This window comes from Myxococcus sp. AS-1-15 (assembly GCF_020037055.1).
Taxonomy (GTDB): domain Bacteria; phylum Myxococcota; class Myxococcia; order Myxococcales; family Myxococcaceae; genus Myxococcus; species Myxococcus fulvus.
Map to the genome: position 1 here is coordinate 26,011 of NZ_JAIQDF010000011.1, position 24,715 is coordinate 50,725.

Here is a 24,715-nt window from a genome sequence, read left to right on the forward strand (position 1 = left end):
AGCTCAGTCCGGTGCACGTGTCAGGCGGTCACTCCGTTACAAAAACCATTATCACGGATTGCCACTGAAAGCGTGACACTCAGGTATCCGAGTGATGTGTCGGAGTCTGTATCACCCTGTCTTCATGCGGGCACGGCCGCCACCAGGGGCGTGGAGGAGGGCACGAGCTGCCCGGCCTCGAGCTTGAGCACCCGGTCCGCCAGGTGGAAGTAGCGGTCGTCATGGCTGATGACGAAGACGAGCTTGCCCTGGTCCCTGAGCGCCGGGAGCATCTCGCGGTAGAAGAGCTCGCGGAACACCGGGTCCTGGTCCGCGGCCCACTCGTCGAAGACGTAGATGGGGCGGTCCTCCAGGAACGACGTGAGCAGGGCCAGGCGCTTGCGCTGCCCCTGGGACAGCGCCACGGTGGACAGCTTGCCGTCCTCCACCCGGACCTTCTTCTCGAGCTGCAGGCGGGTGAGGTACTGGCGGGCCTTGTCCTCCATGCCAGGGTGGTCCAGGCCGAGCATCCGCTCGAAGAGGTGGAAGTCGAAGAAGACGGCGGAGAACAGCTGACGGTAGGCGCGCCGGGTGGCGGCGGTGACGGGGACGCCGTCCACGCGCAGCTCGCCCTGCTCGGGGGCGTAGAGGCCCGTGAAAAGCTTGGCCAGCGTCGTCTTGCCGCTGCCGTTGCCACCCACCAGGAACACCAGCTCCCCGCGCCGCAGCGTCGCGTCGATGGGGCCCAGCGTGAAGCTGGCGCCGTCCAGCTCCCGCCGGTAGGTGTGGCCGAGGCCGACCAGCTCGATGCGCTGGAAGTCGCGCGGCATGCCGTCGTCGGACGCGGAGGGCTCCGGGTCCTCCAGCGACAGGCCCAGCTTCTCCAGCTTCTTCATCGCCACGTGGCTGCGCGACAGGTTGGGCCACTGGTTCATCAGCCCGTCGAGCGGCTGCTGCAGGTACAGCACCACCAGCGCGTACGCCGCCAGCGTGGACATCTCCACGTCCTGGAAGCGCGGCACGCCGAAGAGGATGAAGCCGATGACGGCCATCACCATGAAGCCGCCCCAGCTGCCGGTGATGATGAAGAGCTTGCTCGTCGTCAGGGAGATGCGCGAGACCTCCTCCGCCGTCGGCTTCAAGTCCCGGTTGAAGAAGTCCTCGCTGCGCGCGTGGTGGAGCTGCAGCTCCTTCGAGCCGTCGATGAGCGTGCGAAAGCCGCTGTACATCGCGTCATGGGTTTCACGCCGCTTGAAGAACTGCGCGTAGGCATAGCGGTTGGGCAGCGCCACGCTCGCCATCACCACCGCGATGACGCCCAGGATGAGCCCCAGGAGGGGACCGGACAGCCACGCCAGATACACGAGACAGCCGACCAGCGTCGCCAGACAGATGATGACCCCGGGGATGACGGCGATGGTGCTGTTGATGACGCTGATGTCCTCGGTCAGCGCGGCGAGCAGCTTGTGCGGCCCGGCTTCCTCCAGCTTGCGCAGGGGCGCCTCGAGGATGCGTCGACACAGCGACAGCCGCAGGTCCAGCAGCGCCTCCTGCTGCATCGAGGCCAGCTGGAGCTGGGAGATGATTCGCAGCACCAGCACGGCCACCGCCAGCCCCACGAAGACGGGCATCAGCGGCATCGCGTCCGCCACCGTCCGGGACGTCAGGGCCTGGTTCATCGCCGCGACGAGCGCCGCGCTACAGGCTCCCGTGAGGATGCCCAGCAACGCGGCGAGGATGATGGGCAGCTTCGACTTCTTGAAGAGCAGGGCGAGCAATGACACGACGGCTCCAGGAGACCCGGAGGGCTCTGATAACCGAGCCCTCCCGGCTCTCATATGTCATCGCCGCGCGAAGTGATACCCGGGGGCAGGCGGCTTCTCCGGAGAACCGGGCGGGCCCGACGGGCGGGGTGGCGGTGGACGGCGGGGCAAGGAATACTGGGGACATGCGATTCTCCTCGGGGGCTTCCAATGTCATCACCGGGCTCGTCGTCCTGGGCGGCACCGGCTGGGCCGCGCTCGCGCTCGCGCTGACGGGAGCGGGGCCGGAGGGGCCGCACTGGGTGCGGGCCCTGGGCGCGCTGCTGGTGGCGGGGCTGGCCGTCTTCGTCTGGAAGAAGGGCTCGAAGCTGGGCGCGGTGGGCGTGGTGGTGGTGGCGGGCGCGGGCCTGCACTTCTGGGCCTTCTCCCACGCGCCGTCCAACCAGCGGGAATGGGCGCCGGACCTGGCGCGGATGGCCCGGGCCGATGTGGAAGGCTCGCGCGTGACGATTCACGACGTGCGCGACTTCCGCTACCGCAGCACGACGGACTGGGATGCCTCCTGGTACACGGCCACCTACGACGCGAAGGAGCTGACGGGGGCCTGGTTCATCGTCGAGCCGTTCTCCGGCTTCTACGGCGCCGCGCACACCATGGTGAGCTTCGGCTTCTCGGACGGGCGCTACGTCGTCTTCTCCGTGGAGGTGCGCCGCGAGAAGGGCGAGACGTTCTCCGCCGTGGGCGGGCTGTTCCGCCAGTTCGAGCTGGTCTACGTGGTGGGTGACGAGCGGGACTTGGTCCAGCTGCGCGCAAACCACCGCCGCGACGACGTGTACCTCTACCCGGTGAACGCGTCGAAGGAGCGCATCTCCGACTTCTTCCTGGACATGGTGGCGCGGATGAACGCGCTGCACGAGCACCCGGAGTTCTACAACTCCGTCTACAACAACTGCACCACCAACCTGGTGCGTCACTTCGAGAAGGTGAGCGCGCTGAAGGTGCCGTACGACCACCGCACGCTCCTGCCGGCCTTCTCCGACGAGCTCGCGTACGAGCTGGACCTCATCGACCGCGACGCGCCCCTGGCCGACGTGCGCGCCCGGCACCTCATCAACGCGCGCGCCCTGGAGGCCGCGGGGCAGGCCGACTTCTCGCAGCGCATCCGCGAGGGCGCGGCCCGCGCGACGACCTCAAGCCCCTGAGGCGGCCTTCATCTCCGGGGGTGGGGCCGGCGTCGTCAGGTGGCGCGCGTAGTGCGCCTCCAGCGTCGTGAAGTAGCCGCGCTCCTCCCAGAGGAGGGCGAGCAGGCGCTCCGACAGCGACTTCACCTCGGTGCCCTCGCCGGGCTCCGGCGTGCGGGGACCGACGTTGCCCGGGTTCCGGAACACGCGCGTGGCCTCGGCCATCAGCACGCGGCTGCTCGCGAAGAGCCGGCGCAGGGCCTGGTTGATGGGCCGGGCGTCCACCTCCGCGCAGGCCGCGACGATGGCCGCGTGCACCGCCGCGGGCTTGTCGCCCTGCAGGCTCAGCGCGTCCAGGTCGCCTCGCTCCAGCGCGTGGTGCAGCAGGTAGCCGTGGTGCAGGGACACCGAGGCCACGTCCACGCAGTCCTTCACCCACAACACGAAGAAGACCTTGCGGAACACCTTCTTCACCGGCAGCAGCATCAACCCCTTGAGGTAGCTGGCCAGCCGTCCGCCCAAGGTCCTCCCCAGGCTGGAGCCCGCCAGCGCCTCCACCGCCTGGGTCGAGGCGCGCAGGCCGCGCTCCTCCAGGAGCGAGCGCACCAGCTGCTCGCGCACCTGGTAGAGCGCGTAGTCATCCAGGAACGGCACCGGGATGAGGGGCGTGAGCCCCGCGGCGACGGCGTGGAGCGCCACGCGCCCCAGGGGGGCGGACGACGGGGCACCGGGCGGTAGACGGGGGTTCGGCTCGCTCATCGCTCTCCTCTATGCGCGAAAGGGCGAATCATTGCATCCGGACCGGACCGCGCGCCTGCTCGCCCGGGGGGCTGCCGGGACGTCACTTCTGGCGCGCGCCCTTCGCGTGCGGCAGCAGCACGGAGTACAGCGTGCTCATCACGGGCGTGGGGACGCCGAGCGCGTGGCCGCGCCGCGCCACCGTGCCCTGGAGGTACTCGACCTCCAGCGGCTTGCCCGCGTCGAAGTCCACCATCATCGAGGGGCGCACCTCCGCGGGGACGCCGTCCATGTAGTTCATCACGTCGTCCGCCCGCGTGGTGGTGGTGACACCCTCGGCGGCGGCGACCCGGAGCACCTCGGCCGCGGCCTCCCGGAACGTCTCCCGGAAGAAGGGGCCTTCCCGCAGCGGCCCCACCGGGGTCCTCGCGGCGGTGCAGAAGCCCGCCATGGGGGCCAGGAAGGCGAGCTTCTCCCACAGCGGAGCGCGGACGTCCGCCACCGCCTCCGCGTTGAGCCCCGCCTGCGCGAGCACGTCCCGCACGACCTGCACCCGCCGCGAGACGCGCGAGGTGTCACCGAAGGCCTCGCCCAGCACGATGCGGTGCTGCGTGCCCGTCTGCTTGATGACGCCCGGCTCGCTGATGGCGGTGGAGATGTACGTGGTGCCGCCGATGACCGCCGCCTCGCCCACGGCCGCGGCGACCTCGGACGGACTGTCCACGCCGTTCTGCAGCGTGACGACCCCCGCGGTGGCGCCGCCCAGCGCGGGCTCCCTGGACGCGGCCAGCAGCGTCTTCACCTGGGGAAGCACGCTGGCGACGTCGTAGTTCTTCACGCCCAGGATGACGACGTCCACGGGGCCCAGCAGGGCGGCGTCCTCCTCGGCGCGCACGGGGACGGTGAAGTCGCCCTCCGGGCTGAGGATGGTGAGGCCCTTCTTCCGCAGGGCGGCCAGGTGCGCACCCCTGGCGAGGAAGCCCACCTCATGACCCGCGCGAACCAACCGCGCGCCGTAGTAGCCGCCCACTCCTCCCGAACCGACGATGGCGAATCGCATGGTCCGGGAGGATAGCGAAGGCTCGCGCCCGCGCCACGACGCTTTCTGGGCGCCGGTCAGCCCGCGAGCGGCCGGATGCGCGTGCCGGTGTCCCAGCCCAGCACGCCCGTGGCCGCCAGCACCTCCGCGCTCGGGCGGCTCGCGTTCATCACGAACTCCGCGGTGGCCTCGGGAGAGGCGCACGCGCCCAGGATGCGCTCGGGAATCATGAACGCGCTGACGATGGCGTCCGCCACCCGGCTGTCGCGGCTGCCCGCCACCAGCAGGTCGATGACGTGCGCGGGAGGCGGCTCGAGCAGCGCGTTGGTCCACGTGGTGGCCGGCGCCACGGCGGCCCACATCCGGGCCTCGGTGTCGCGGCAGAACGTCTCGTCGAAGGGGCGCTCCGACAACAGCGTGTCGTGGATGGCCACCGCCAGCGTGAAGGCGGACGCGGACGCCGCGTTGGCGCCCTGGCCCGCGATGGGGTCGTTCGTCACGTGCGTGTCGCCCACCGCCATCGCATAGCGCCCCTCGCCCAGCTCGGCCCACGCGCGGCGCACCGTCGGCGCGAAGCCGCCCTGCAGGAAGTCCAGCGGACCGCGCACGCCGAACTCCGTCGGGTCGATGCGCTCGTACGTCGCGGGCGCGAAGCGGCGGAAGATGTCCAGCAGGCCCGCGTCGAACGCGGCCGGGTCGTCGTCCCGCTTGCGGGAGATCAGCGCCGCCAGCTCCGTGCCGGGGAGCGCCTCGATGAGCGTGCTGGGCACGCGGCCCTGGCGGGTGATCATCTGCGACTCGAAGACCTCGCCCTGGCCGGGCACCAGGTTGACGTGCATGCCGAGCGGCTCCGGCATGCGCAGGCCCTTGAGGATGGCCGCGAACAACACCCGCGGAGGCTTGGTGTGCGGGGACAGCTCCGGCACGCGCGGGAACAGCGCGTTGAGGCCGTTGCGGCCGGTGGCCACCACCATCAGCGTGTGACGGCGCGACAGCGCCTCCAGCTCCCTGGCGTCCACCGGGCGGACCTCCAGGTGGCCCCCGCGCTCCACGAAGGCCTCGGCCAGGCGCGGCTGGTACAGCCGGTAGTCCACGCACAGGCTGGGCTCGCCCACCCGTCCCCTCAGGCTGATGAGCTCCGGCCCGTGGACGTGGATGGCGCAGCGGTTCATCGCCAGCTCCGGCGCGCCCCAGAAGTCCACCCACAGCTCCCGCTCGCGCGTCCGCGTGGGCGCGTGGTGCGTCACCGTGTTCATCAGGCGACCCGAGCGCAGCGCGTCCGGCTCCTGCTCCGCGTAGATGCTGACCGGGATGCCCTGCGAGAGAAGCTTCAGACCCAGGTGCAGACCGGCAGTGCCGGCGCCGACGATACCGATGCTCGCCATCTGTCTCTCCTTCACTTTTCCCGAGCCGGAAGCTTCGAGGTCGGGAAGGCCCCCCCAGGGGATGTGGGGTTCCCCGGGTGTTCCGGGGTGTGCAGGGCTCCATATCACAATGCGAATGGAGTTCTTCAGATTGGACATACCCAGAGTCTTAGAGCCAAGGGGGTCTGGGGGGCCCCGTTCGCGAATGGACCGTTGGGTCGGACCTTGGGCCAACCCGTCCGGAGCCCTACAGTCCGAGGGATGAGCGCGGCTCTCGACGTGGTGCTGGAAGTGGGGGACGTCACCGAGGCGACCGCCGACGTCGTCTTGTTCAAGTTTGCACAGAAGCTGTACGGCGCGGCCGGGAAGGCGGTGCGTCTGCTGGAGGTGGTGGGGGTGCCACCGACGCAGGTGTCGGTGCTGCCCGGGGAGCACCGCTTCGTGGAGACGCACGGCGCGCTGGGCTCACCGTTGGCGCTCTTCGTGGGCACGGTGCGGCTGGGCGAGTTCGGCTACCACGAGATCCGCCAGTTCGCGCTGCGCGCGCTCAAGGCGATGGAGTCCAGGCCCGGGCTCAAGCACGTGGCGAGCACGGTGCACGGGCCCAACTACGGGCTGGACGAGGACGAGGCGGTGCTCGCCTTCGTGGGCGGGCTCATCGAGGCGTTCCAGCGGGGCTCGGGGCCCAAGGAGCTGGAGCGCTTCACGGTGGTGGAGGTGGACGAGCGGCGCGCGCTGCGGCTGCGCAGGGCGCTGGAGCGCGGGCTGGGGGGCACGCCCGGCGTGGAGCCCCTGCCCGGCGGTGGTTTCCGCGTGCGCCGCGAGCGCGGCTTCGTGCAGGCGCCTTCCATGGCGAGCGCGGGCACGGTGTCCAGCGCGAAGCCCCACGCCTTCGTGGCGATGCCCTTCACGCCGGAGCTGGAGGACACGTTCCACTACGGCATCCAGGGGCCGGTGAAGGCCGCGGGCATGCTGTGCGAGCGCGTGGACCAGGACGTGTTCGACGGGCCCATCATCCAGCGCATCAAGGAGCGCATCGACACGGCGAAGGTCGTCATCGCGGACCTGTCGCTGGCCAACCCCAACGTGTACCTGGAGGTCGGCTACGCGTGGGGCAAGGGGCGGCCCACGCTGCTGCTGGTGCGCGACGTGCGCGAGCTGCGCTTCGACGTCGCGTCGTACCGCTGCATCGTCTACCGGAACATCCGCGAGCTGGAGACGCTGCTGACGCGGGAGCTGGAGCGGCTGGACGTCGTGCGCGTGCCGGGCTGATTCACCAGCCGCGCGCCGCGACCTCCCAGGTCTCCATCACGGTGTCCTTGCTGAGGACGTGCAGCCGCTCGTGCAGGTTGACGGCGGCGCAGACGTGGTTGGGCACCACGCGCACGCGCTCGCCCACGCGCGGCCGCCACGACGTGGACGAGACGTCGAGCAGGCCGTGCTCCTCGGAGACGCTGCGCACCACCAGCTCCGGCCTGTCCAGCAGCGCACCGTAGCCGCCCGAGGGCGCGAGGCCCTCCTCCTTGGCCAGGGCCTTGGAGCCCGCGTCGAGCACCACCTGGCCGGGCACGGCGGTGCTCACCACGGTGGCGAGCACCGAGAAGGCGCAGTCGCTCCAGGCGCACGCGCCCAGCGAGGCCGTGTTGCGGTCATTGAGCACGTTGATTCCGGGGCGTATCTCCGTCAGGCCCGGCACCTCGTGCGAGCGCCACAGCATGGGCGTCGAGCCGCCGCTCACCACCTCGGGCTCGAGCCCCTCGGCCCAGAGCGCGTCCAGGAAGGCGCCCAGTCGCGCGCGCTGGTCCGCGAGCGCCGCGTCCTGCTGCTCCACCGGTGCGCGCACCTGGCCCGGATAGAAGATGACGCCGCGATACGCCACGGACTTCGTCTCCGCCACCGCGCGCGCCAGCGCCACCGCGTCCGCCGGCGTCTGTACGCCCACCCGCCGCATTCCCAAGTCCAGCTCCACCAGCACGCCCACGGAGCGCCCGGCCTCTCGCGCCGCGCGGCCGAGCCCATCGAGCGCCTCGGCGGAGTCGAGCGCCACGGTGAGGCGCGTGCGCGAGGGCAGGGCCATCAGCCGCGACAGTCGCGCCGGGCCCACGGGTGGGTAGGCGAGCAGCACGTCGTCCGCGACGGTGGCCATGACCTCGGCCTCGCGCACGGTGGCCACCGTGGCGCCCACGGCCCCCGAGGCGAGCTGCAGCCGCGTGAGCTCCGCCGTCTTGTGGGTCTTCGTGTGCGGCCGCCAGTGGAGCTTGTGCTGGCGCGTGTAGTCCGCCACGCGGCGCAGGTTGGCTTCCACGCGGTCCAGGTCCACGAGGGCGGCGGGCGTGGTGAGGGCGTCGAGCGGGGTGGGGGACATGCCGCGCATGGTGGCACGCGTGCCCGTGGCCACTCCAGGCGACAGTGCACCCCGGACATGACGAGGCCCGCGCACGTGTCCGGAAGAACAGTCCCGGACCCGCGGCGGGCCCTGTGCACGACGACGCTGTGACTACTGCGGCTTCGGCGCGGCCACCTTCTTCGCGGGCGGCAGGTACTTCACGCCCAGCTGGCTGAAGATGAACGAGTACGCGTCCACCTCCTCCTCGATGCGCGCGTTGAGCGGCGTGCCGGCGCCGTGGCCCGTCTCCGCGTCGGCGCGCAGGAGGATGGGGTTCTTCGTCGACGTGGCCGCCTGCATCCGCGCCACCATCTTGCGCGAGTGGAACGGGTCCACGCGCGGGTCATTGGCGCCGGAGGTGAAGAGCACGGACGGGTACTTCGCGCCGTCCTTCACGTTGTGCACGGGCGAGTAGGCCAAGAGCGCCTTGAACTGCTCGGGGTCCTTCACCGAGCCGTACTCGGTGACGTTGAACTGGCCGTTGGACGTGCGCTCCGAGCGGAGCATGTCGTAGAGGCCCACGCGGGCCACCACGGCGCCGTACGCCTCCGGGTGCTGCGTGACGACGGCGCCCATGAGCAGCCCGCCGTTGCTGCCTCCCTGGATGGCCAGCTTCCTGGGCTGCGTGTACTTCTGGTCCACCAGCAGCTTCGCGCACGCGTGGAAGTCGTCGAACACGTTCTGCTTCTTCGTCAGCGAGCCCTCGGCGTGCCACTTCTCGCCGAACTCCGAGCCGCCGCGCAGGTTGGCCACCGCGTAGACGCCGCCCTGCTCCAGCCACAGGCCCGCCAGCGCGTTGAAGCCCGGGGAGATGGAGATGTTGAAGCCGCCGTAGCCGGTGAGCAGCGTCGGGTTCTTCCCGTCCAGCTTGGTGCCCTTCTTCTTCAGGATGGAGAGCGGAACCTTGGTGCCGTCCTTGGACGTGGCCTCGGTGCGCACCACCTCCACGTCGCTCATGTCCAGCGGCGCCGTGCGCGCCAGCGCCGTCTTCGTCACCTGGCCGTCCTTGGCGGAGAAGCGGTACCAGGCCTGCGGCTGCACGAAGCTGACGTTGCTGAAGTACACGTCGTCACCACCGGCGCTCACCAGGCCGCCGGTGGAGGACACGGGCGGCGTGGGCACCAGGCCCAGGTCCTTGCCCTTCAGGTCCACCATGCGGACCTGCGACGGGCCACCCAGTTGCTCGTTGATGTACAGGCGCGTCTTCGCGGGGAAGAAGCCCTGGATGCTGGCCTCGCCCTCGGGCACCAGCACCGTGGCCTTGTCCAGCGTCGGCGTGGCCAGGGGCAGGCGCAGCACCTTGCCGCGCGGCGCGTCCTGGCGGCTGAGCAGGTAGAGGGCACCGTCGTGGCCGAAGCGGCTGCGGATGACCTTGTCCGCGAACTTCGTCACCTGCGCCCACTTCCCGTCGGGGCCGTGCAGGTAGAGCATGTACTCGCCGCCGTCGCCGTTGGCGACCATGGCCGCGATGTGCTTGCCGTCCGGAGACGTCTCCAGCTCCGTCATGGCGATGCGCGGGAAGTCCTTGCCCAGCGCGTACGTGTCCTGCTCGGTGGGCGTGCCCAGCTTGTGGAAGTAGATCTGCTGGAAGAAGTCGCGGTCCGCGGCCGGACGCTCCTCGCCGCGCGGATAGCGCGTGTAGAAGAAGCCCGTCCCGTCCGCGTTCCACGCGAGCCCGCCGCCGGCCGTGCCGCCGTTCACGCGCGGCACCACCTCGTTGGGCAGCGGCTTGCCGGTGGCCACGTCATAGACGGAGACGTCGCCGCTCTCCGTGCCGTTCTTCGACAGCGACACCGCCAGCTTCTTGCCGTCCAGCGTGGGCTCGAAGAAGTCGATGGTGGTGTGCCCCTTGGGGTCCAGCACCATCGGGTCCAGGAGCACGCGCTCCTTGGACGGGTCCTCCACCGAGCCGAGCACCGCCAGGTACGGCTGCTGGCGCGGCGGCTGGAACTTGATGACGAAGAGCGTGCCGCCCGCCTCGGTCAGCGCGCCGTAGCCCGGGGACTTCCACCCGAGCAGCTCGGAGATGCGCTGGCGCAGCGGCTCACGGCCGGGCAGCTTGTCGAGGATGGCGCGCGTGTGGGCGTTCTGCGCGTCGTTCCACTGCTTCACCTTCGCGTCGTCGGTGGCCTCCAGCCACTGGTACGGGTCCTTGACCTCCGTGCCGTGGTAGGTGTCGACGACGTCCTTCTTCTCCGTGGCGGGCGGCTTGGAGGGGCCCTTGGCCGCGGCCAGGGACGCCAGGGGCAGCATCAGCGCCGCCGCGGCCATCGCGGTTCTCAGCTTCATGTTCACACCTCGGAAGGGGGATTTGGCGGGCCGCAGCCTGCCATGTCCTCCCACCTCCTGGGGTGGGTTCCCGCCAGGGGAATGCCGCGAGGGGCCGGGTGTTGCCTCGGATTGCCTCCAGGCGCGCGGCGCGTCAAGCGCGCCGGGAATACCGGCCGTTCCCGCCTTCTATGGCGCGCGCAGCGGCAGCTCCACGAGGGCCGCGGCGAAGCGGTCGAACGCCTCGTTGGCGGGCAGCGCGGTGGCCTCGTCCATGTTGCCCAGCATCAGCGCGAAGACGACGCGCGGGTGCTCGGCGTCCCCGGGGCGCTCCACCACGCCCGCGAAGCACTTCTGCCCGGACAGGGTGCCCGTCTTGGCGCGGATGCGGCCTGCGGTGACGGGCGTCACCGGGCGGTTGGCGAGCGTGCCGTCCACGCCCGCCACGGGCAGGCTGTCGACCAGCGCCGCGCCATACGGCTCGCGCAGGCTGGTGAAGAGCACGCGCGCCAGGCCCCGCGCGGTGGCGAGGTTGTAGCGCGACAGGCCGCTGCCATCGACGGGGCGCAAATCACGGGCGGGGATGCCTCGGCGGGTGAGCTCCTCGGCCAGCGCGGTGCGCAGGTTCGCGTAACCCTCCGCGCCGCCGCGCTCACGGGCGAAGCGCAGGCCCAGCCGCTCCGCGTAGAGGTTGAGCGACTCCTTGTTGGTGACCTTCACCAGCTCGGACAGGGGCGGGCTGGCCAGCGTGACGAGCGGCTCGGGGACGGGCGGACGCAAGGGGGCGGGGGCCTCCAGCGTGAAGGGCAGGCGCGGCACGCCTCGCTTGAGCAGGGCCTCCTCGACACACGCGGCGAAGAGCACCTGGGGCTCGTCCACGGAGAGCCGCACGTTGGCCGTGCGCGGACACTGGTTGACGGGCGAGCGCCACACACAGCGAACGCCCGGAGCGCCGCGCTGACGGGTGCAGGAGAGGTTGGCGCGCTCCGCGTTCGGGTCCACGCGCACGACGGTGGAGAGCGTGGCGAAGGCGGGCGTGAGCTGGACGTGGGGCGGCTGCGCGCAGTCCGCGCCCTCGGGACGGGAGAGCGCGAGGTCCACCACGTTCTCGCGGAAGACGAAGGGCGTGGGCGCCGCGCTGTAGGCGTACGCGACATCATCCCAGGCCCAGCCGGGGCCGAAGGGAACGTCGTCGTCGATGCCGCGCACGCGCACCTGTCCCTTCCACTGCCGCACGCCCTTCGCCTGGAGCGCGTCGGCCACCTGCTCACAGGCGAGCGCTGTCTCGGGGAAGCGCCACGAGCCCAGGGACGGGTCTCCCGACGAGTCCACCACGAGGTCGCCGAGGAACAGCCCGTCGGTCAGCGTGCCCTCCAGCGTCACCGGCGTCTGGAAGCGATAGTCCGCGCCCAGGGCGGAGAGGACGGACGCGGTGGAGACGACCTTCATCGTCGACGCGGGGAGCAGCCGCACGTGCTCGCGGTGGGCATACAACGGCTCGCCCGTCGTCGCGTCCAGCACGAAGGCGCTCGCCAGCGCACCCTCGTCCTCCAGCGTGGCGAAGAGCGAGCTCGCCACCGAGCTCACGGTGGGTGTCGCGGGATGTCGGGTGTGACGGCAGCCGACGGGCAGGGCGGCGGCGGCCAGGACGAGACAGAAGGAGAGGGCGCGGCTCATCACGGGCGCCACGCTAACGCCCACGACCTGGAGTGTCATGTGGCGCGACGGGCCCCGCGGGTCGCTGCGGCACCCCGGCCGTCCGGTATCCGACCCGGCCCGGTGACCTGTCGGGCGGACGCGTCCGGCGCCGAGCAGTCGACGAAGGGGGTCACCCGCCACCGGCTCGAGGACGGCGTCTACTCCGAGCTCGAGCCGGTGGGCGCCGCCGCCGCGTCCGAGTGACTACGAGGCGGGCCAGGGCGACAGCTTCTCCGCCTCGTACTTCAGGAGCAGCGCGTGCGTCTCGCGCGCGGCGGACTCGACCTCCCCGGGTGAGAGCCCGGGGGGCAGCTTGGGGACGAGGGTAGGGAACGGGCCGTCGAAGACGAGCAGGTTCTCCAGCTCCAGCGCGTCATTCTGCAAGTCATACAGCTCCCACTGGTCCGCGTGCTCGCCCGACGGGTCGAACGTCCGCGACAGCTTCCAGCGCGGCGTGCGCACGCAGCGCACGTGGTTGGGCTGGCACACCGGCCCCGGCGCGAGCCACGGCAGATGCCCCGCGCGCGTGGTGCCTTCGCGAAGCGCCTCCACCGAGCGCACGAACACCGAGTAGATGGCCTCGTCGTGAATCTGGTGCGGGTCGCCGGTGCGCGGCAGGGGCTCGGTGATTTCGTCGTCCGTGATGAAGAGCACGCCCTGACGGGCCGTCCCGTCCTGCTCCGTCACCGTGTCCGCGGTGCCCTGCACCAGCGGGCTCAGGTCCGCGCCGACGAACGGCGGCACGGGGTGATGCAGGCGCAGGTCCGTGCGGATGGCGTCGACCTCTCCCGATGACAGGCCCGCGAGCCCCAGCAGCGTGGGCAGCACGTCCACGTGGCTGGTGAGCGCCTCGTGCTGACGCGTCTGGGGACGCTCCTTCTCCAGCGGCATCCGCACCACGAGCGGCACGTGCAGCGCCTCCTGATAGGCGGTGTGCCACTTCTCCATCATGTAGCCGTGGGAGCCGGCGTACTCACCGTGGTCCGAGAGGAAGACGACGATTGTGTTCTTCGCGAGGCCACATTCATCGAGCGTGCGCAGCACGCGCTCGATGTGTCCGTCCACCAGGTGGATGAGCCAGGTGTAGTACTGGTTGAAGCGCAGCGTGGACTCGTCCGGGGCGGCGGTGAGCTGGAAGGGGATGCCCGAGTTGAGCGTGACGGCGACGGGGTCGATGGACTCCTTCGCCTGGTGCATCGCGAGCCCCGTCTTCGCCGCGAGCGCGAGCCCCATCTTGTACGCGTAGTCGCGCTGACAGGTGGGCTTGTTGGCCAGCGAGTCATGCACGTTGGGCGGCAGGTGCGAGTTCTCCTGCGGGAAGCCCATCGGGTTGAGCGGGAGCGTCCAGCTGCCCGCGACGGGCGTCGCCGACTGGCTGTGCTGACCGGGCACGAGCAGGGGGCCCACGGGACGCGCGTCCGGGTCCATCTGCCTGGGGAGGATGGGATACGTCGCGATGTCGTGCGGGTTGGTGAACGACGCGACGGCGAACCACGGCTGCGGCGTCGTCGACGGTCCGTCGGCGCGGGGCGCCGCATAGGCCTGCTCGGCCAGCGCGCGGTTGTAGGGCTGCCCCAGGCCCATCCTGCGCAGGAAGGTGCACGCGAGGTCCGCGAAGCCCACGTCCCGGAAGGTGCCCAGGTTGTTGACCGAGGACCCGTGGGGCTCCGGATAGGACAGCTCCCAGTCGTCGAAGCCGAGCCGCTTCAGCGAGTGCTCGGGCGGATTGGCGAAGTGACACTTGCCGAAGTAGTGCGTGTGATAGCCGGCCTTCTGGAACCAGTGGCCGATGGTGGGAATCCCCTCCGGCACGAGCCACGGAAAGGCCGCCGCGTCGCCGCTCTTGAAGAGGCCGTCCGTCTGGGTGACGCCCGTGCGCGTGCCGTACTGGCCCGTGTAGATGGCGGCGCGACTGGGGATGCAGGCCGAGGCGGCGATGGTGTGGTTGCGGAAGATGGACGCGTTGCGCCGCAGCGCCGCGAAGCCCGGGAAGAACTTCCGATAGGGATTGTCCTCGCCCCCCTCGTCGATGAACCCCAGGAGGTCCTTGATGCCGGGAAGGAATCCTCCCCCCGCGCCATAGGCGAAGCGCGGGAACATGAGCTGGTCCACCGTCAGCAGCAGGATGTTGGGGCGTGTGGGGTTGTCCATCCCGACGGCGATTGCAGCCACCGTGCCCGGTTGTCCCGGTGCACGCGGGGGCTCGGGAGGACAACCCCGTCGATGCGCCATCGCGCGTCGCAATGGTACGCGTCTGCGTTCATCGCGGACGCGAGGCGGTGCCTGGGAGAGGGGGTGGGAGCCGGACCCGCGAGGCGTCACGACTCCCGCCCCCTCCTTCACGCTCCCGTCATGGCGTGCGCGTCAACTCGTAGCCGATGTCGACGTTGAAGACCTCCGGCTGGCACATGAAGTCCCGCGTGCCGAGCGACGCCTGCCAGCACAGGCTCTGGCCCTGGAAGGTCGAGACATCCATCACCGTCTCCGTCACGCCCGTCGCCAGGGGCGCATGCAGCCAGGTGGGCGTCGGGTTGGGCACGCAGGTGCCCGCCGAGCACACCCTGCAGTCGGGGGAGATGGCGTAGGAGGCGTAGACCTCGCTCGTGGAGGCGCAGTAGGGGCCGAACGCGTCCGACTTCGCCACCCTCACGCGCGAGACGAAGCAGCGCGGGTCCAGGTCCTGGGGCAGGGCGCCGAGCGAGGCGGCGCGCGCGAGGCCCGTGGGCTCCGCCTGCAACTGGAACACGACGTTGGCGAAGTCCCGGTCGCCGCCGCCATTGAGGTCCTCCCAGCCCATCAACCAGCGCCGCGGGTACGCGGGTGTCGAGGCCAGGGCCAGGTGCGGCATGGCGCCGTTCGACGCGGCGGGGACGACCAGCCGCTCCGAGGGGAGCATCATGGCGCCGTACTCGGGCCTGCGCAGCGTGTGCATGCCCAGGTCATCCAGCCAGCCACACATCGGCCGCCCGTTGCCCGGCAGGGCGCACGCGGTGGGCGTCGTGGGGTGCACGCGGTCGCAGGTGTCGCGATAGGTGCAGCCCTGGTTGAACTCGGCCGCGGGGCTGGTGCCTCGCGTGTCCATGTCCAGGTTCCAGGCGGCCTTGGAGAAGAACACGGAGACGGGGGACTGGAGGAACAGGGCGCACCTGCCATCCGGCGACTTCTTCAAGCAGGGGAACGTGATGCCCGTGTCGGCGGGCGCGTGCTTGCTCTCGTAGTAGGTGACGAGGAAGAAGACGATCTCCCGGTGACGGTCGATGGTGCCCAGGGTCATCTTCCGGTCGCGCGGCGTGATGCCGGGGTCGGGGTTCTGGGGATTCGGCAGGCCCTGGGCCGTGTACGCGGAGACGTCATAGTCGGGGATGCCATCCGGCAAGGCCAGCCGGCCGTCCTGGACGGGCCCCATCTGATTGTAGGTGGTCGCGTCCTCGTCGTCGTCCGTGAGGAGGACGGCGAGCCGGCCCAGCCCCTTGAAGTCGTTGTCCGGCAGCGCGGGCTCGAGCAGGTTGGGGATGCGCGCGAAGCGGCCTCGGTCCGAGTAGCCGTTCGGGTGGGCGTCGACGGTCCACTGCCCCACGATGTCCGTGGTGTACGCGGTGTTCCCCTGTCCCGGACGGGGATCCGCCAGCGGCTGACGCCGGAAGGTCGAAAGACAGGTGGACCTCATCGCGAGGTCCGGCTCGCTGTACGCGAAGCCCCCCGAGACGAAACTCCGCGGGCACCGGGGATTCACGCCGATGTAGGGCCGCGCCTGGGGACCGCTGTGCGGCGCGACGTTGTAGAGGTCCTCGTGCAGGTCGGCGATGCCATTGGCATTGGTGTCGAGTAGCTCGTCGTTGGCTCCGACGTACCCGCGCGCCACGAGCTCGTCGTGGTACATCCACCCGAGCGTGTGGCTGGCGACGGCGCTCTTGCGCACCATCTGGAGCGACAGGAACACCGGCTCCTCGAAGATGATGCGCTCCGCGCTCATCGGCCTGTGCGACAGCGCGAGCCGCAGCGAGCCGCTCTCGGAGAGGGTGACGCCGTCCAGGTGACTGAACTGCGAGGCGGCGAAGGGCTTCTGGTAGTCGAGGTACAGGTCACCGCCGACGTTGAAGGTGAAGGCCACCTCGGACGTGAGGCCGTGGCCGTTGGTGATGGCCACCTTCACCGGCGCGCTGCTGGGAGGAAGGCAGTCCGGCGCGGTCCAGGTGACCTCGCTCGTGGTGGCGCCGTGGACGGGCGGCGCCAGGGCTCCCTCCGTGGAGGTCCACGTGAAGGTGAGCGGCGAGCCCTGTGGGTCGCTCGCCGTCACGCCGAGCACCGACGTGCCTCGCGACGGGACCTGCTCGGCGGACTGGGTGGTGCTCTCGACTCGCGGTGGCAGCAGCGCGAGCGAGGCGGGGTCCGCGTGTGCGCTCGTGGCGGCGAGAGACAATAGACAGCCCAGGGCCATCCACCTTGGGGCGGGGCGGGATTGCTGTGGCATGTGCGTCCTGTGGGGTGGCGTGGACCGCCAGGCGCCGTCCACGCGTTGGGGCTGTCACGCCCGGACAGGGGTGACAGCCCGCAGACGCGGGCTTCATCAGAAAATTCTAGAAAGCATGAGAATCCCGGAGAGGGTCCGTCCGAGGAGAGCACCAGGAGTGCCTTGACGAGGTCGCCCGCGCCCCCCATCCTGCCGCGCCCCATGCCAGTCCTACGTGGTGCCGTCACCTTCTCGCGCTTCCGGGTCGAACCGTCGAAGGAAGCGCCTTCCGACATCAAGCGTTCGCTCCCGCGGGGCCTCAAGGCGAACGCGTTCGAGCCCATCGACCGCCGCTCCGAGGATGACCGGGCCGCGGGCTTCGTGGAGCTGGAGAACGCGGACGCCGTCGACTTCTCCGTCGGGCGCGTCTTCTATGGCGAGTACGCGCTGTTCTCGTTCCGCATCGACTCGCTGAAGGTCCCCGCCGCCGCGATGAAGGCGGAGCTGGCGAAGTGGACCACCCAGTTCGAGGCGGAGAACGACCGCCCCGCGTCGCGCGCGGAGAAGACGCAGGCCAAGGCGCAGATCAAGCAGATGCTGCGCACGCGCACCACGCCCCGCACCAACGTGCTGGACGTGAGCTGGAACCAGAACACCCAGCAGCTGCAGATCTGGGCCGCGTCGCGCAAGGTGGTGGAGGAGATCCTCATCGCGCTGGAGAACGCGCTCGGGCTGAAGCTCGTCGCGCTGACGCCGGCGGCCATCGCGCAGGCGTCGGGCATCGACGAGGGGGCCCTGGGGCCCACCGCGGAGCTCATCGGGATGGACCTGCCGGCGGGTGCCGGGGCGGAGGTGGTGCATGGCGAGGCGTGAGCAGGCGCGGGCGGATGCCGCCTTCGCGCGAGGAGACATCGGGGTCGACGGCGCCTCCACGGAGGAGACGAAGGACGTCGCCGAGGTGGAGAAGGGTCAGGCGCGCGAGCAGCTCCTGCGCGGCCGCGCGTACCTGGGCCGCGAGCTCTTGACGTGGATGCTCTGGCGCTCGGAGTCGGGTGACGCGCTGGTGGAGCTGGAGGGCACGGGCGTCAACGTGCTCTTCATGGGTCGCATCATCCTGCGCGGCGTGGCGGGCGACGTCACGGAGCTGAGCGCGAAGGGCACGCTGGCGCCGTACTCGGAGCAGGTGAAGCACGCGCTGGACAAGGGCCTGCTGGTGGCCCAGGCGCGCATCCGCTTCACCCATGGCGAGAAGGAGTACGAGGCCACCATCGACTCGGAGTTCCTCGACATCCGCGCCGCGAAGCTGCCCGCGCTGATGAGCGAGGAGGAGGATGACCAGCTCAGCGAGCGGCTGTTCCTCACCGAGCAGCTCTCCGCGATGGTGGACGCGCTGGTGAACGACTTCCTCAAGGTCCGCGTCGGCAAGACGTGGAGCAAGCAGGTCGTCCCGGCGATGAAGGAGTGGATGCGCGGGGACGAGCAGGGCGCGGATGCGCTCTCCAAGGCCGCGCGTGCCCGGGGCCGCGAGGCCCGTGCCCCCCGGCACTGAGTCCGTCTGAAGTCGGCTTCGTGAGCTCGCCCCGGACCGGCGGGCTCACGGAGCGGGCGGCGCGAGCGCGCGGAAGCCCTCCGCCAGCGCCAGCCCGATGTTCCCCATCAAGTCCTGTCGCGCGTTGACGACGTACAGGTGCGGCGTGAGCGCCCACACCTCGCGGACGATGCGCCGGGGTGGGGGAGGCGGCTGGACGCTCAGCTCCGCTTGCAGCAGCGGCAGCACCTTGTCGGAGAGCCGCAGCGCGGTGTCCATGACGAAGACGCTGACGTGGGGGCGCAGGGCGCGGACGCGGCGGAAGAACGCGCCCACCTCGTCCGGCGCCAGGTGCTTGGGCGGCGAGGACTTCATCTCCAGGTAGACGAGGCGGCCCTCCGCGCTCGCCACCACGTCCAGGTCTCCGCCGACGTCGGGCGCGTGGAACTTCACGCCCGCGGCCACATCGAAGCGCAGTCGCTCGCGCAGCTCGTGCGCGACGTACCACTCCAGCGTGCCGCCGAAGCTCAGGGCGGGGTGGGTGAGGCGGTAGCGGCCGGCCTCCTCGCGCGTGGCGAGGTCCATGGACACCAGGTCCTCGGCGAAGGCGGTGGCGCGGTCCTCCTCGAGGTAGCGGGTGGCCTCCTGGGGCGTGAAGCTGCCGCGCCGGAGGATGGCGCCGCGCAGGAAGAGTCGGAACGCGTAGTGGCCCAGGCGCTCCACCATCCGCTCCGCGCGGCTCGGGTCCAGGTCGGCGGGGAAGGGCAGGTCGAGCGGCGCGACGGTGGCCTGGAAGCCTCGGCGCGCGAGCATGGCGAGCGGCTCGTTGCCGGGGGGAAGCAGCAGGCGCGACGTGGGCGTGGCGCTGGCCTCGTCGTGCTCCAGCTCACGGGCCGTGGGAAGCTCATCCTCGGAGGGTGGCTGCACCGTCATGACGCCACCCTAGCCCGTATCGGGGCGACAGGTGCGTCAGCCTACTGCACGGGCACGGGGCAGTAGCGCAGGAACTCCGTCACCGGAGGCTGGCAGAGCTGGAGCAGGCGCGCGTCGTCGCCGAAGCTCTTGCCTCGCGCCTGGAGATAGCATGCGGCCGGGTCGTCCTCATCGGTGGCGAACTGGCAGAGCTGGAGCGCCTGCGCCTGCGTCAGCGAGCCCTGTTCCTGCACGCGCAGGAAGCACTTCGCCGGCGCGGAGGAGCGCGCGCCGCGACACAGCTGGGTGGCCGCGGAGTCGTCCGTCAGCCCGCCCTGGCTCGCGGCCGTGTAGCAGGCGACCTGGGGCGCCACCGCCTCCTCGTCATCATCGTCCTGTGCCAGCCCGCTCGTGGGCGCGAGGGTGAGCAGCCACGCTGTCAGGCCACCCAGGCCAGCGAGCGTGCGGACGAAACGGAACCGGCAGTGGGCTGGTGTCATCGCGTGTCCTCTCGGCCCTCAATCTAGGGAGTGCGCGCGTCGTGCTGTCCCACCGTGCCTCCCGGCCGCTCCAGGACGGTGCGAGCGACGGGGCGCCACGCGCCACGCACGCAGACGCGGATTCGGTAGAGTGGCCCGCGCACGCGACAGCGATGGGGGCATGGTGGACGTCGCTTCATCCAGCCTGGATCCGGAGTGGCGAGCGTGGCTCGCCGAGAACGTCGCGCGAGGCGTGGCCCCGACGCGACTGGTGGACACCCTGGTGTCCGCGGGAGTGCCGCTGTCCGAGGCGCACGCTCACGTCGAGGCCGTCCAGCAGCATCCCGCCGTGTCGATGGGACGTGGCCACCTCACCCGACACGAAGACGTCCTCTCGCTCCTCGACACCCGCGTCGCGCTCCATCGTCAATCCGGTCGACACCGCCACCTGGCGCGTCACACGGACCTCTCCATCCCGGCGCTGATGGAGCGCCACTACCTGGCCCACGAGCCCGTGCACCTCCAGGGCTTCATGCGCGACTGGCCCCTGATGGAGCACTGGCGCCCAGCGTCCCTGGCCCGGCGCTACGGCCACGTGGACGTGGAGGTCATGGCCGGCCGGGAGGCGCGCGTGGACCACGACCTGGACCCGGACGCGTGCCGCGCGGTGATGCGCTTCGAGGAGTTCCTCCGTCGCCTGGAGGAGGGCGGGCCGTCGAACGACCTCTACCTCACGGCGCGCAACTTCGCGCTGGAGCGCGAGGAGCTGCGCGGCCTGCTCGACGACGTGCGCTACCCGTCAGGCCTCCTGCGCGCCTCCGACCGGCCGGGCGCGGTGAAGCTCTGGGTGGGCCCCGCCGGCACGCTGACGCAGCTGCATCACGACCTGGGCACCGTCCTGTTCGGACAGGTGCATGGACGCAAGCGCTTCCGCCTCATCCCCTCGTTCCACACCCACCACGTCTACAGCCACCTGGAGGTGTGGAGCCAGGTCGACGCCGAGCACCCCGACCTCACGCGCTTCCCCCTGTATCGCGAGGCCGACGTGCTCGAAGTCGTGGTGGAGCCCGGTGACATGCTGCTGATTCCCGCGGGCTGGTGGCACTGGGTGCACGCGCTCGACGTCAGCGTGTCCGTCACCTTCCAGGAGTTCGACGTCCCGGGAGGCAACACGTGGTGGAGGCTCGGATGAGGCCCGCGGGCGTCGTCACTTCTTCAGCGGCGGCGTGGTCGGCGGCTCGGTGGGCGTCGTCCTCTCCACGGAGGGAGCGGAATGCCCTCCCGGGTTGGGGACGATGCGCGGCGCCTGCCGCGTGGCCGGGTTGGGCGGAGGATTCGGAACGATTCTTGGAGCAGGTTCCTTGGACGTCGTCATGCCATCCCCAGTGCAACGTGGTTGCCTTCGTGGGTGGTATATCGCACCGCGCGAAACATGACTCGTGACGACAGCGAGACCCTGCCGGCGTCCCTGCGTTCCTGGCTCGCGGAAAACTTGACCGCGGGGGTGGGGTCCGCCCGGCTCGTCGAGGTGCTGCTCACGCTGGGGCTGTCCGAGCCCCGGGCCCACGAGGCCGTGCGCACCATCGCCGAGCACCCCGCGGTGCGTCACGGGCAGCGCTCCGCGCCCCTGCGCGACGAGCTGGAGGCCTTGTTGACGGCGCGCGCCGCGCTGCACGCCCAGCGCCACCCGGGGCCCACGCCCGCGGCGGTGGAGCGGTGTCACGGGCTTCCGGCCGAGGACTTCTTCGAGCGCTACTACGCGCGCAACCAGCCCGTCGTCATCGAGGGGCTCCTGGACGAATGGCCCGCACGGACGCGGTGGACGCCGGAGTGGTTGGAGGAGCGCTTCGGTGACGAGCCGGTCGAGGTGATGGCGGGCCGGGACGCGGAGGCGGACCCGGACTTCCACGCCGAGCGCCTGCGCCGCACGTGGCTCCTGCGAGAGCTGGTGACGCACGTGCGCGGGACGCGAGGCTCCGACGACGTCTACCTGGTGGCGCGCAACAGCCTGCTCCTGCGCCCCGCGTTCCGACCGTTGCTCCAGGACCTTCGTCCTCCCGCGGGCTACATCCATCCGGACCTGAGCGCGCCGGACAGCGTGCACCTGTGGTTCGGTCCCGCGGGCACGGTGTCCAACCTCCACCACGACCACCTCAACGTCCTGTTCTGCCAGGTGCTGGGGCGCAAGCGCTTCTGGCTCCTGCCGCCCTGCGAGACGCCCCGCCTCTACAACGACCGGGGGCTCTACAGCGCGGTGGACATCCGCGCCCCGGACCTGATGCGCTACCCCGGCTTCGCGCGCGCCACACTGCATTCGTGTGTGGTGGGGCCGGGAGACACGCTGCTGATTCCGGTGGGCTGGTGGCACGCGGTGGAGGCGCTGGACGTGAGCATGTCGGTGACGTTCGTCAGCTTCGACAGACCCCAGCGCAACGTGGAGTGGCGCGACTACTGGATTGGCCCCAGGCCGGAGAGGGCTCCCCGATGACGGAGGCAGGCAAGCCGGACGTGCTCGCGCCGGAGTGGCGGCGCTGGGTGGTGGAGAACCTGCTGCGAGGCTCCGAGGTCGAGGACCTGGTGGCCGTGCTCTCGCGCGCCGGAGTCGACCCGGAGCTCGCGCGCGCCGCGGTGCACGCGGAGGCGGAGGACCCGTGCTTCCAGGGCGCCGCGCGGGCCGTGGCGATGCAGCGCAAGCTGGAGGGACTGCTCGACCTCTATGGAGACCTCCATCGGCAGTCGGAGGGACACGCGCGCATCGACCGACACGAGCACTTGTCGCCCGGGGACTTCTTCGAGCGCTACTACTTCCAGAACCTCCCCGTGGTGACGCGCTCATCCGTGGGACTGGTTGCCCCGGAGTCCCCCTCGGTCGAGTGGCGGGACGCGCCGGGCGCCGCGCGCGCGTTGACGCCCGTGCGCCGCAACACCTTGCTGTGTCAGGTCCAGGGTCGCGCATGTCTGGAGTTGCTCCCCGCGTATGCGTTGCACCGCGTGTGGGGCGCCAGGTCGGTGCCGGAAGGGGTGCCGCGTCTGGAGGTGGATCTCCTGCCCGGTGAGCTGCTGCTCCTTCCCGTGGGCTGGTGGTTCACCCATCACTCCCCGGAAGGCGGTGCCGCCACGGTCCACGAGTCCTTCGCCGTGCCCGGGCCCGACGTGTCGTGGACTCCCCGGCCGGAGTCCCGGGAGCCTACGCCGGTTCCTCTCCGCCGCCCCGGTTGAGCAGCCGTCGCGCCATCGCCTTCAGGGCGGGGGAGCCGGGCTCGCGGTCGAGCCGCTCCAGCACGTCCTGGGCACGGTCGATGCGTCCCGCCTGCTCGAGGATCTTCAGCGCCTTGAGCTGGAGCAGCTCCTCCGGTGGCATCGAGTGCGTCGCCGGTGTCTGTCCCCGCATGGGCAGTCGGCCCTTCTGGTTCAGCAGCTCCACCAGCGCGCTCACGTCCTCGCCCTCCAGGGGCGCCGCCGCGAGGGGCTTCGCGGCGTCCTCCAGCTCCTCCAAGGCCTCCATCAGCTCTGCCCAGGCGAAGCCTCGCGGCGGGACGTCGCGCTCCGTCACCATCCGCCTGAGCTGCTCGCGTATCGTCGGCATGACAACTCCTAGCGTGTCCACATGATGTCTATCTCTGGGACCTGCTCCGTCCCGACGGTGATGCCGAACGCGTTGCGCTCCAGGTCCACCTCCCAGAGTCGCCCCTGGGCTCGCAGCGTTCCCATGAGGAACGGCAGGGTGGGGTGCAGGTAGCGACGACGCAGCGAGGAGTCCTTCCCCAGTCGGACGGGCCTGCCGTCCGCGGGAGGCAGCGGCATGTCCAGCTCCACCGGCTCGCTGCGGAAGCAGGCGTCGTAGAGGTAGAGCCGGCCGGAGTCCTCCAGGAAGTTCAGGCAGTGGCCGTCATCCCAGCCCGCCATGAAGGCATAGCGGGACTCCACGCGGCCCAGCAGCTCCACCGGCTCGTCCGGCGCGAAGGGGTAGTGCGCGCAGTCCTGGAAGCGGCCGTGCAACCGCGTCAGCCGGCTGGGCTCGGGTTGGTTGATGCCCGGCGCCACCGCCACCATCGCCTCCCAGCGCACCTCGTCCGTGCGCGCGTCCTCGCGAGGCCTCAGGTGCAGCGTGCGCCCCTCCAGCCTGACGCCCTGGATGTTGGCCAGTTGCTGGAGCAGCTGATACCAGCCGCCGCACATGCCGCCGCCGACCGCCAGCATGTGCCGCACCGTCCACGCCGGCACGCCGTAGCGCAGCCCCGTCTCCGGGAGCCCCCGGAGCACGGCGTCGCAGATGTCCTTGCGCGACTCCAGCCCCGCGCACCAGCGCGAGGACCAGCGCACCAGCGGCACGTAGGCCCCCGAGACGGGCGCCCCTGTCTCTCCGTGGCGCATCGGCGCGCCCGTGGTGAAGAGCTCGTGCTGGCTGTCCCCGAGGAAGAGGGTGCGCGGGCTGCCGTCCGCGTCCGTCCACTCCGCCACCCATTGGAGCTCCAGCGCGTGGGTCCCGATGTGGTTGGGCAGCGGCCGGTTGAAGGGCACCGGCTCCGCGAGCGTGCTCCAGCCCGCCGTGCGCTCCAGGCTCACCGGATGGGGACCGAGCCAGCGGATGCGCGTGCCCGGACTGCCCGGCGTGGAGAGGGCGGGGCCGAAGGCGCTCAGCTCGAAGGAGGAGGGGACGAAGTGGTTGGCGAGCAGGGACACCCGGACGGAGGGGCGCGCGCCTCGCACGTACGCGACGGGCTCGGCGCGATGGTTTCGAATCCACTCCGGCAGCTCGCCCAATCGGGTGTCCGTGACGGGATTCCAGAGTGGAATCGTGCCACTGTCCGCGTCACCTCGGTCGAAGTGCAGGCTGTAGATGGCCAGCGGTTCCGCGTGGTGCATGTCCACCTCCCCCTCGCGCGTGCTCCCGGGCACGGCTCTGCTTCACCAGCACCCGCGGCCTCCC

At 70.8% G+C, this 24,715-nt stretch carries 22 protein-coding genes; 8 read left to right on the forward strand and 14 right to left on the reverse strand.

Going from position 1 to position 24,715, the window contains the following annotated elements; translation table 11 throughout:
• Nucleotides 1–122: 122 nt before the first annotated feature.
• A complete protein-coding gene (locus tag K8625_RS26960) occupies nt 123–1,763 on the reverse strand; it encodes a cyclic peptide export ABC transporter (protein ID WP_141322873.1) in 1,641 nt (546 codons plus the stop codon).
• 164 nt (nt 1,764–1,927) lie between these two features.
• On the opposite strand from K8625_RS26960, the gene K8625_RS26965 reads away from it, so the two are divergent.
• A complete protein-coding gene (locus K8625_RS26965) occupies nt 1,928–2,944 on the forward strand; it encodes a DUF4105 domain-containing protein (protein WP_223784313.1) in 1,017 nt (338 codons plus the stop codon).
• Here K8625_RS26965 and K8625_RS26970 read toward each other — a convergent pair.
• From K8625_RS26970 to K8625_RS26980, 3 genes are all read right to left on the reverse strand, one after another.
• A complete protein-coding gene (locus K8625_RS26970; protein ID WP_223751037.1) occupies nt 2,933–3,682 on the reverse strand; it encodes a hypothetical protein in 750 nt (249 codons plus the stop codon). The genes K8625_RS26965 and K8625_RS26970 overlap by 12 nt on opposite strands.
• An 82-nt stretch (nt 3,683–3,764) precedes the next feature.
• Nucleotides 3,765–4,721 carry a ketopantoate reductase family protein gene (locus K8625_RS26975; RefSeq protein WP_223751038.1) on the reverse strand — a complete coding sequence of 319 codons (957 nt, stop codon included), beginning with the start codon at nt 4,719–4,721 and terminating at the stop codon, nt 3,765–3,767.
• A gap of 56 nt (nt 4,722–4,777) precedes the next feature.
• A complete protein-coding gene (locus K8625_RS26980; protein WP_223751039.1) occupies nt 4,778–6,085 on the reverse strand; it encodes a styrene monooxygenase/indole monooxygenase family protein in 1,308 nt (435 codons plus the stop codon).
• Nucleotides 6,086–6,325: 240 nt separating this feature from the next.
• Here K8625_RS26980 and K8625_RS26985 point away from each other — a divergent pair, with 240 nt between their 5' ends.
• Entirely contained in the window at nt 6,326–7,336 is a 1,011-nt protein-coding gene (locus K8625_RS26985) for a nucleoside 2-deoxyribosyltransferase (RefSeq protein ID WP_223751040.1), read from the forward strand.
• 1 nt (nt 7,337) lies between these two features.
• Here the strand turns inward: K8625_RS26985 and K8625_RS26990 are convergent, their stop codons facing one another.
• The 3 genes from K8625_RS26990 to dacB form a co-directional block, all read right to left on the reverse strand.
• Nucleotides 7,338–8,438 carry a D-TA family PLP-dependent enzyme gene (locus tag K8625_RS26990; protein WP_223751041.1) on the reverse strand — a complete coding sequence of 367 codons (1,101 nt, stop codon included), beginning with the start codon at nt 8,436–8,438 and terminating at the stop codon, nt 7,338–7,340.
• Nucleotides 8,439–8,561: 123 nt separating this feature from the next.
• Entirely contained in the window at nt 8,562–10,739 is a 2,178-nt protein-coding gene (locus K8625_RS26995; RefSeq protein WP_223784314.1) for a prolyl oligopeptidase family protein, read from the reverse strand.
• A gap of 168 nt (nt 10,740–10,907) precedes the next feature.
• Complete coding sequence (dacB, locus tag K8625_RS27000; RefSeq protein WP_223751042.1) at nt 10,908–12,395, reverse strand: D-alanyl-D-alanine carboxypeptidase/D-alanyl-D-alanine-endopeptidase; 1,488 nt, start codon at nt 12,393–12,395, stop codon at nt 10,908–10,910.
• A gap of 102 nt (nt 12,396–12,497) precedes the next feature.
• On the opposite strand from dacB, the gene K8625_RS43885 reads away from it, so the two are divergent.
• Nucleotides 12,498–12,620, forward strand: coding sequence for a hypothetical protein (locus K8625_RS43885; RefSeq protein ID WP_255653719.1), 123 nt, complete (start codon nt 12,498–12,500; stop codon nt 12,618–12,620).
• Here K8625_RS43885 and K8625_RS27005 read toward each other — a convergent pair whose 3' ends face one another.
• Nucleotides 12,621–14,567 carry a sulfatase-like hydrolase/transferase gene (locus K8625_RS27005; protein WP_223751043.1) on the reverse strand — a complete coding sequence of 649 codons (1,947 nt, stop codon included), beginning with the start codon at nt 14,565–14,567 and terminating at the stop codon, nt 12,621–12,623.
• A gap of 199 nt (nt 14,568–14,766) precedes the next feature.
• Nucleotides 14,767–16,887 (reverse strand): DUF4114 domain-containing protein, encoded by a 2,121-nt coding sequence (locus K8625_RS27010; protein ID WP_223751044.1) that lies wholly within the window; start codon nt 16,885–16,887, stop codon nt 14,767–14,769.
• A 201-nt stretch (nt 16,888–17,088) separates the two neighbouring features.
• Between K8625_RS27010 and rdgC the strand changes: the two genes are divergently transcribed.
• Both rdgC and K8625_RS27020 read left to right on the forward strand, forming a co-directional pair.
• Nucleotides 17,089–17,739, forward strand: coding sequence for a recombination-associated protein RdgC (gene rdgC, locus K8625_RS27015; RefSeq protein ID WP_141322884.1), 651 nt, complete (start codon nt 17,089–17,091; stop codon nt 17,737–17,739).
• Nucleotides 17,726–18,415 carry a hypothetical protein gene (locus K8625_RS27020; protein ID WP_141322863.1) on the forward strand — a complete coding sequence of 230 codons (690 nt, stop codon included), beginning with the start codon at nt 17,726–17,728 and terminating at the stop codon, nt 18,413–18,415. Before rdgC ends, K8625_RS27020 begins: the two co-directional genes overlap by 14 nt.
• Nucleotides 18,416–18,460: 45 nt before the next feature.
• Here the strand turns inward: K8625_RS27020 and K8625_RS27025 are convergent, their stop codons facing one another.
• Together K8625_RS27025 and K8625_RS27030 are read right to left on the reverse strand one after the other, a co-directional pair.
• Nucleotides 18,461–19,327 (reverse strand): hypothetical protein, encoded by an 867-nt coding sequence (locus K8625_RS27025; RefSeq protein ID WP_223784315.1) that lies wholly within the window; start codon nt 19,325–19,327, stop codon nt 18,461–18,463.
• Nucleotides 19,328–19,368: 41 nt separating this feature from the next.
• Complete coding sequence (locus K8625_RS27030) at nt 19,369–19,806, reverse strand: hypothetical protein (RefSeq protein ID WP_223784316.1); 438 nt, start codon at nt 19,804–19,806, stop codon at nt 19,369–19,371.
• 130 nt (nt 19,807–19,936) lie between these two features.
• Here K8625_RS27030 and K8625_RS27035 point away from each other — a divergent pair, with 130 nt between their 5' ends.
• Complete coding sequence (locus K8625_RS27035) at nt 19,937–20,977, forward strand: cupin-like domain-containing protein (RefSeq protein WP_223784317.1); 1,041 nt, start codon at nt 19,937–19,939, stop codon at nt 20,975–20,977.
• Between the two features lie 15 nt (nt 20,978–20,992).
• On the opposite strand, the gene K8625_RS27040 is transcribed toward K8625_RS27035, so the two are convergent.
• Complete coding sequence (locus K8625_RS27040; protein ID WP_223751048.1) at nt 20,993–21,160, reverse strand: hypothetical protein; 168 nt, start codon at nt 21,158–21,160, stop codon at nt 20,993–20,995.
• A 117-nt stretch (nt 21,161–21,277) separates the two neighbouring features.
• On the opposite strand from K8625_RS27040, the gene K8625_RS27045 reads away from it, so the two are divergent.
• Both K8625_RS27045 and K8625_RS27050 read left to right on the forward strand, forming a co-directional pair.
• A complete protein-coding gene (locus K8625_RS27045) occupies nt 21,278–22,273 on the forward strand; it encodes a cupin-like domain-containing protein (protein WP_223784318.1) in 996 nt (331 codons plus the stop codon).
• Entirely contained in the window at nt 22,270–23,004 is a 735-nt protein-coding gene (locus K8625_RS27050) for a hypothetical protein (RefSeq protein WP_223784319.1), read from the forward strand. The genes K8625_RS27045 and K8625_RS27050 overlap by 4 nt, the downstream gene beginning before the upstream one ends.
• Here the strand turns inward: K8625_RS27050 and K8625_RS27055 are convergent.
• Nucleotides 22,973–23,371, reverse strand: a complete 399-nt coding sequence (locus K8625_RS27055; protein WP_141322857.1) for a hypothetical protein — start codon at nt 23,369–23,371, stop codon at nt 22,973–22,975. The genes K8625_RS27050 and K8625_RS27055 overlap by 32 nt on opposite strands.
• Nucleotides 23,372–23,379: 8 nt before the next feature.
• Nucleotides 23,380–24,651, reverse strand: coding sequence for a hypothetical protein (locus K8625_RS27060; RefSeq protein WP_223784320.1), 1,272 nt, complete (start codon nt 24,649–24,651; stop codon nt 23,380–23,382).
• Nucleotides 24,652–24,715: the final 64 nt, after the last annotated feature.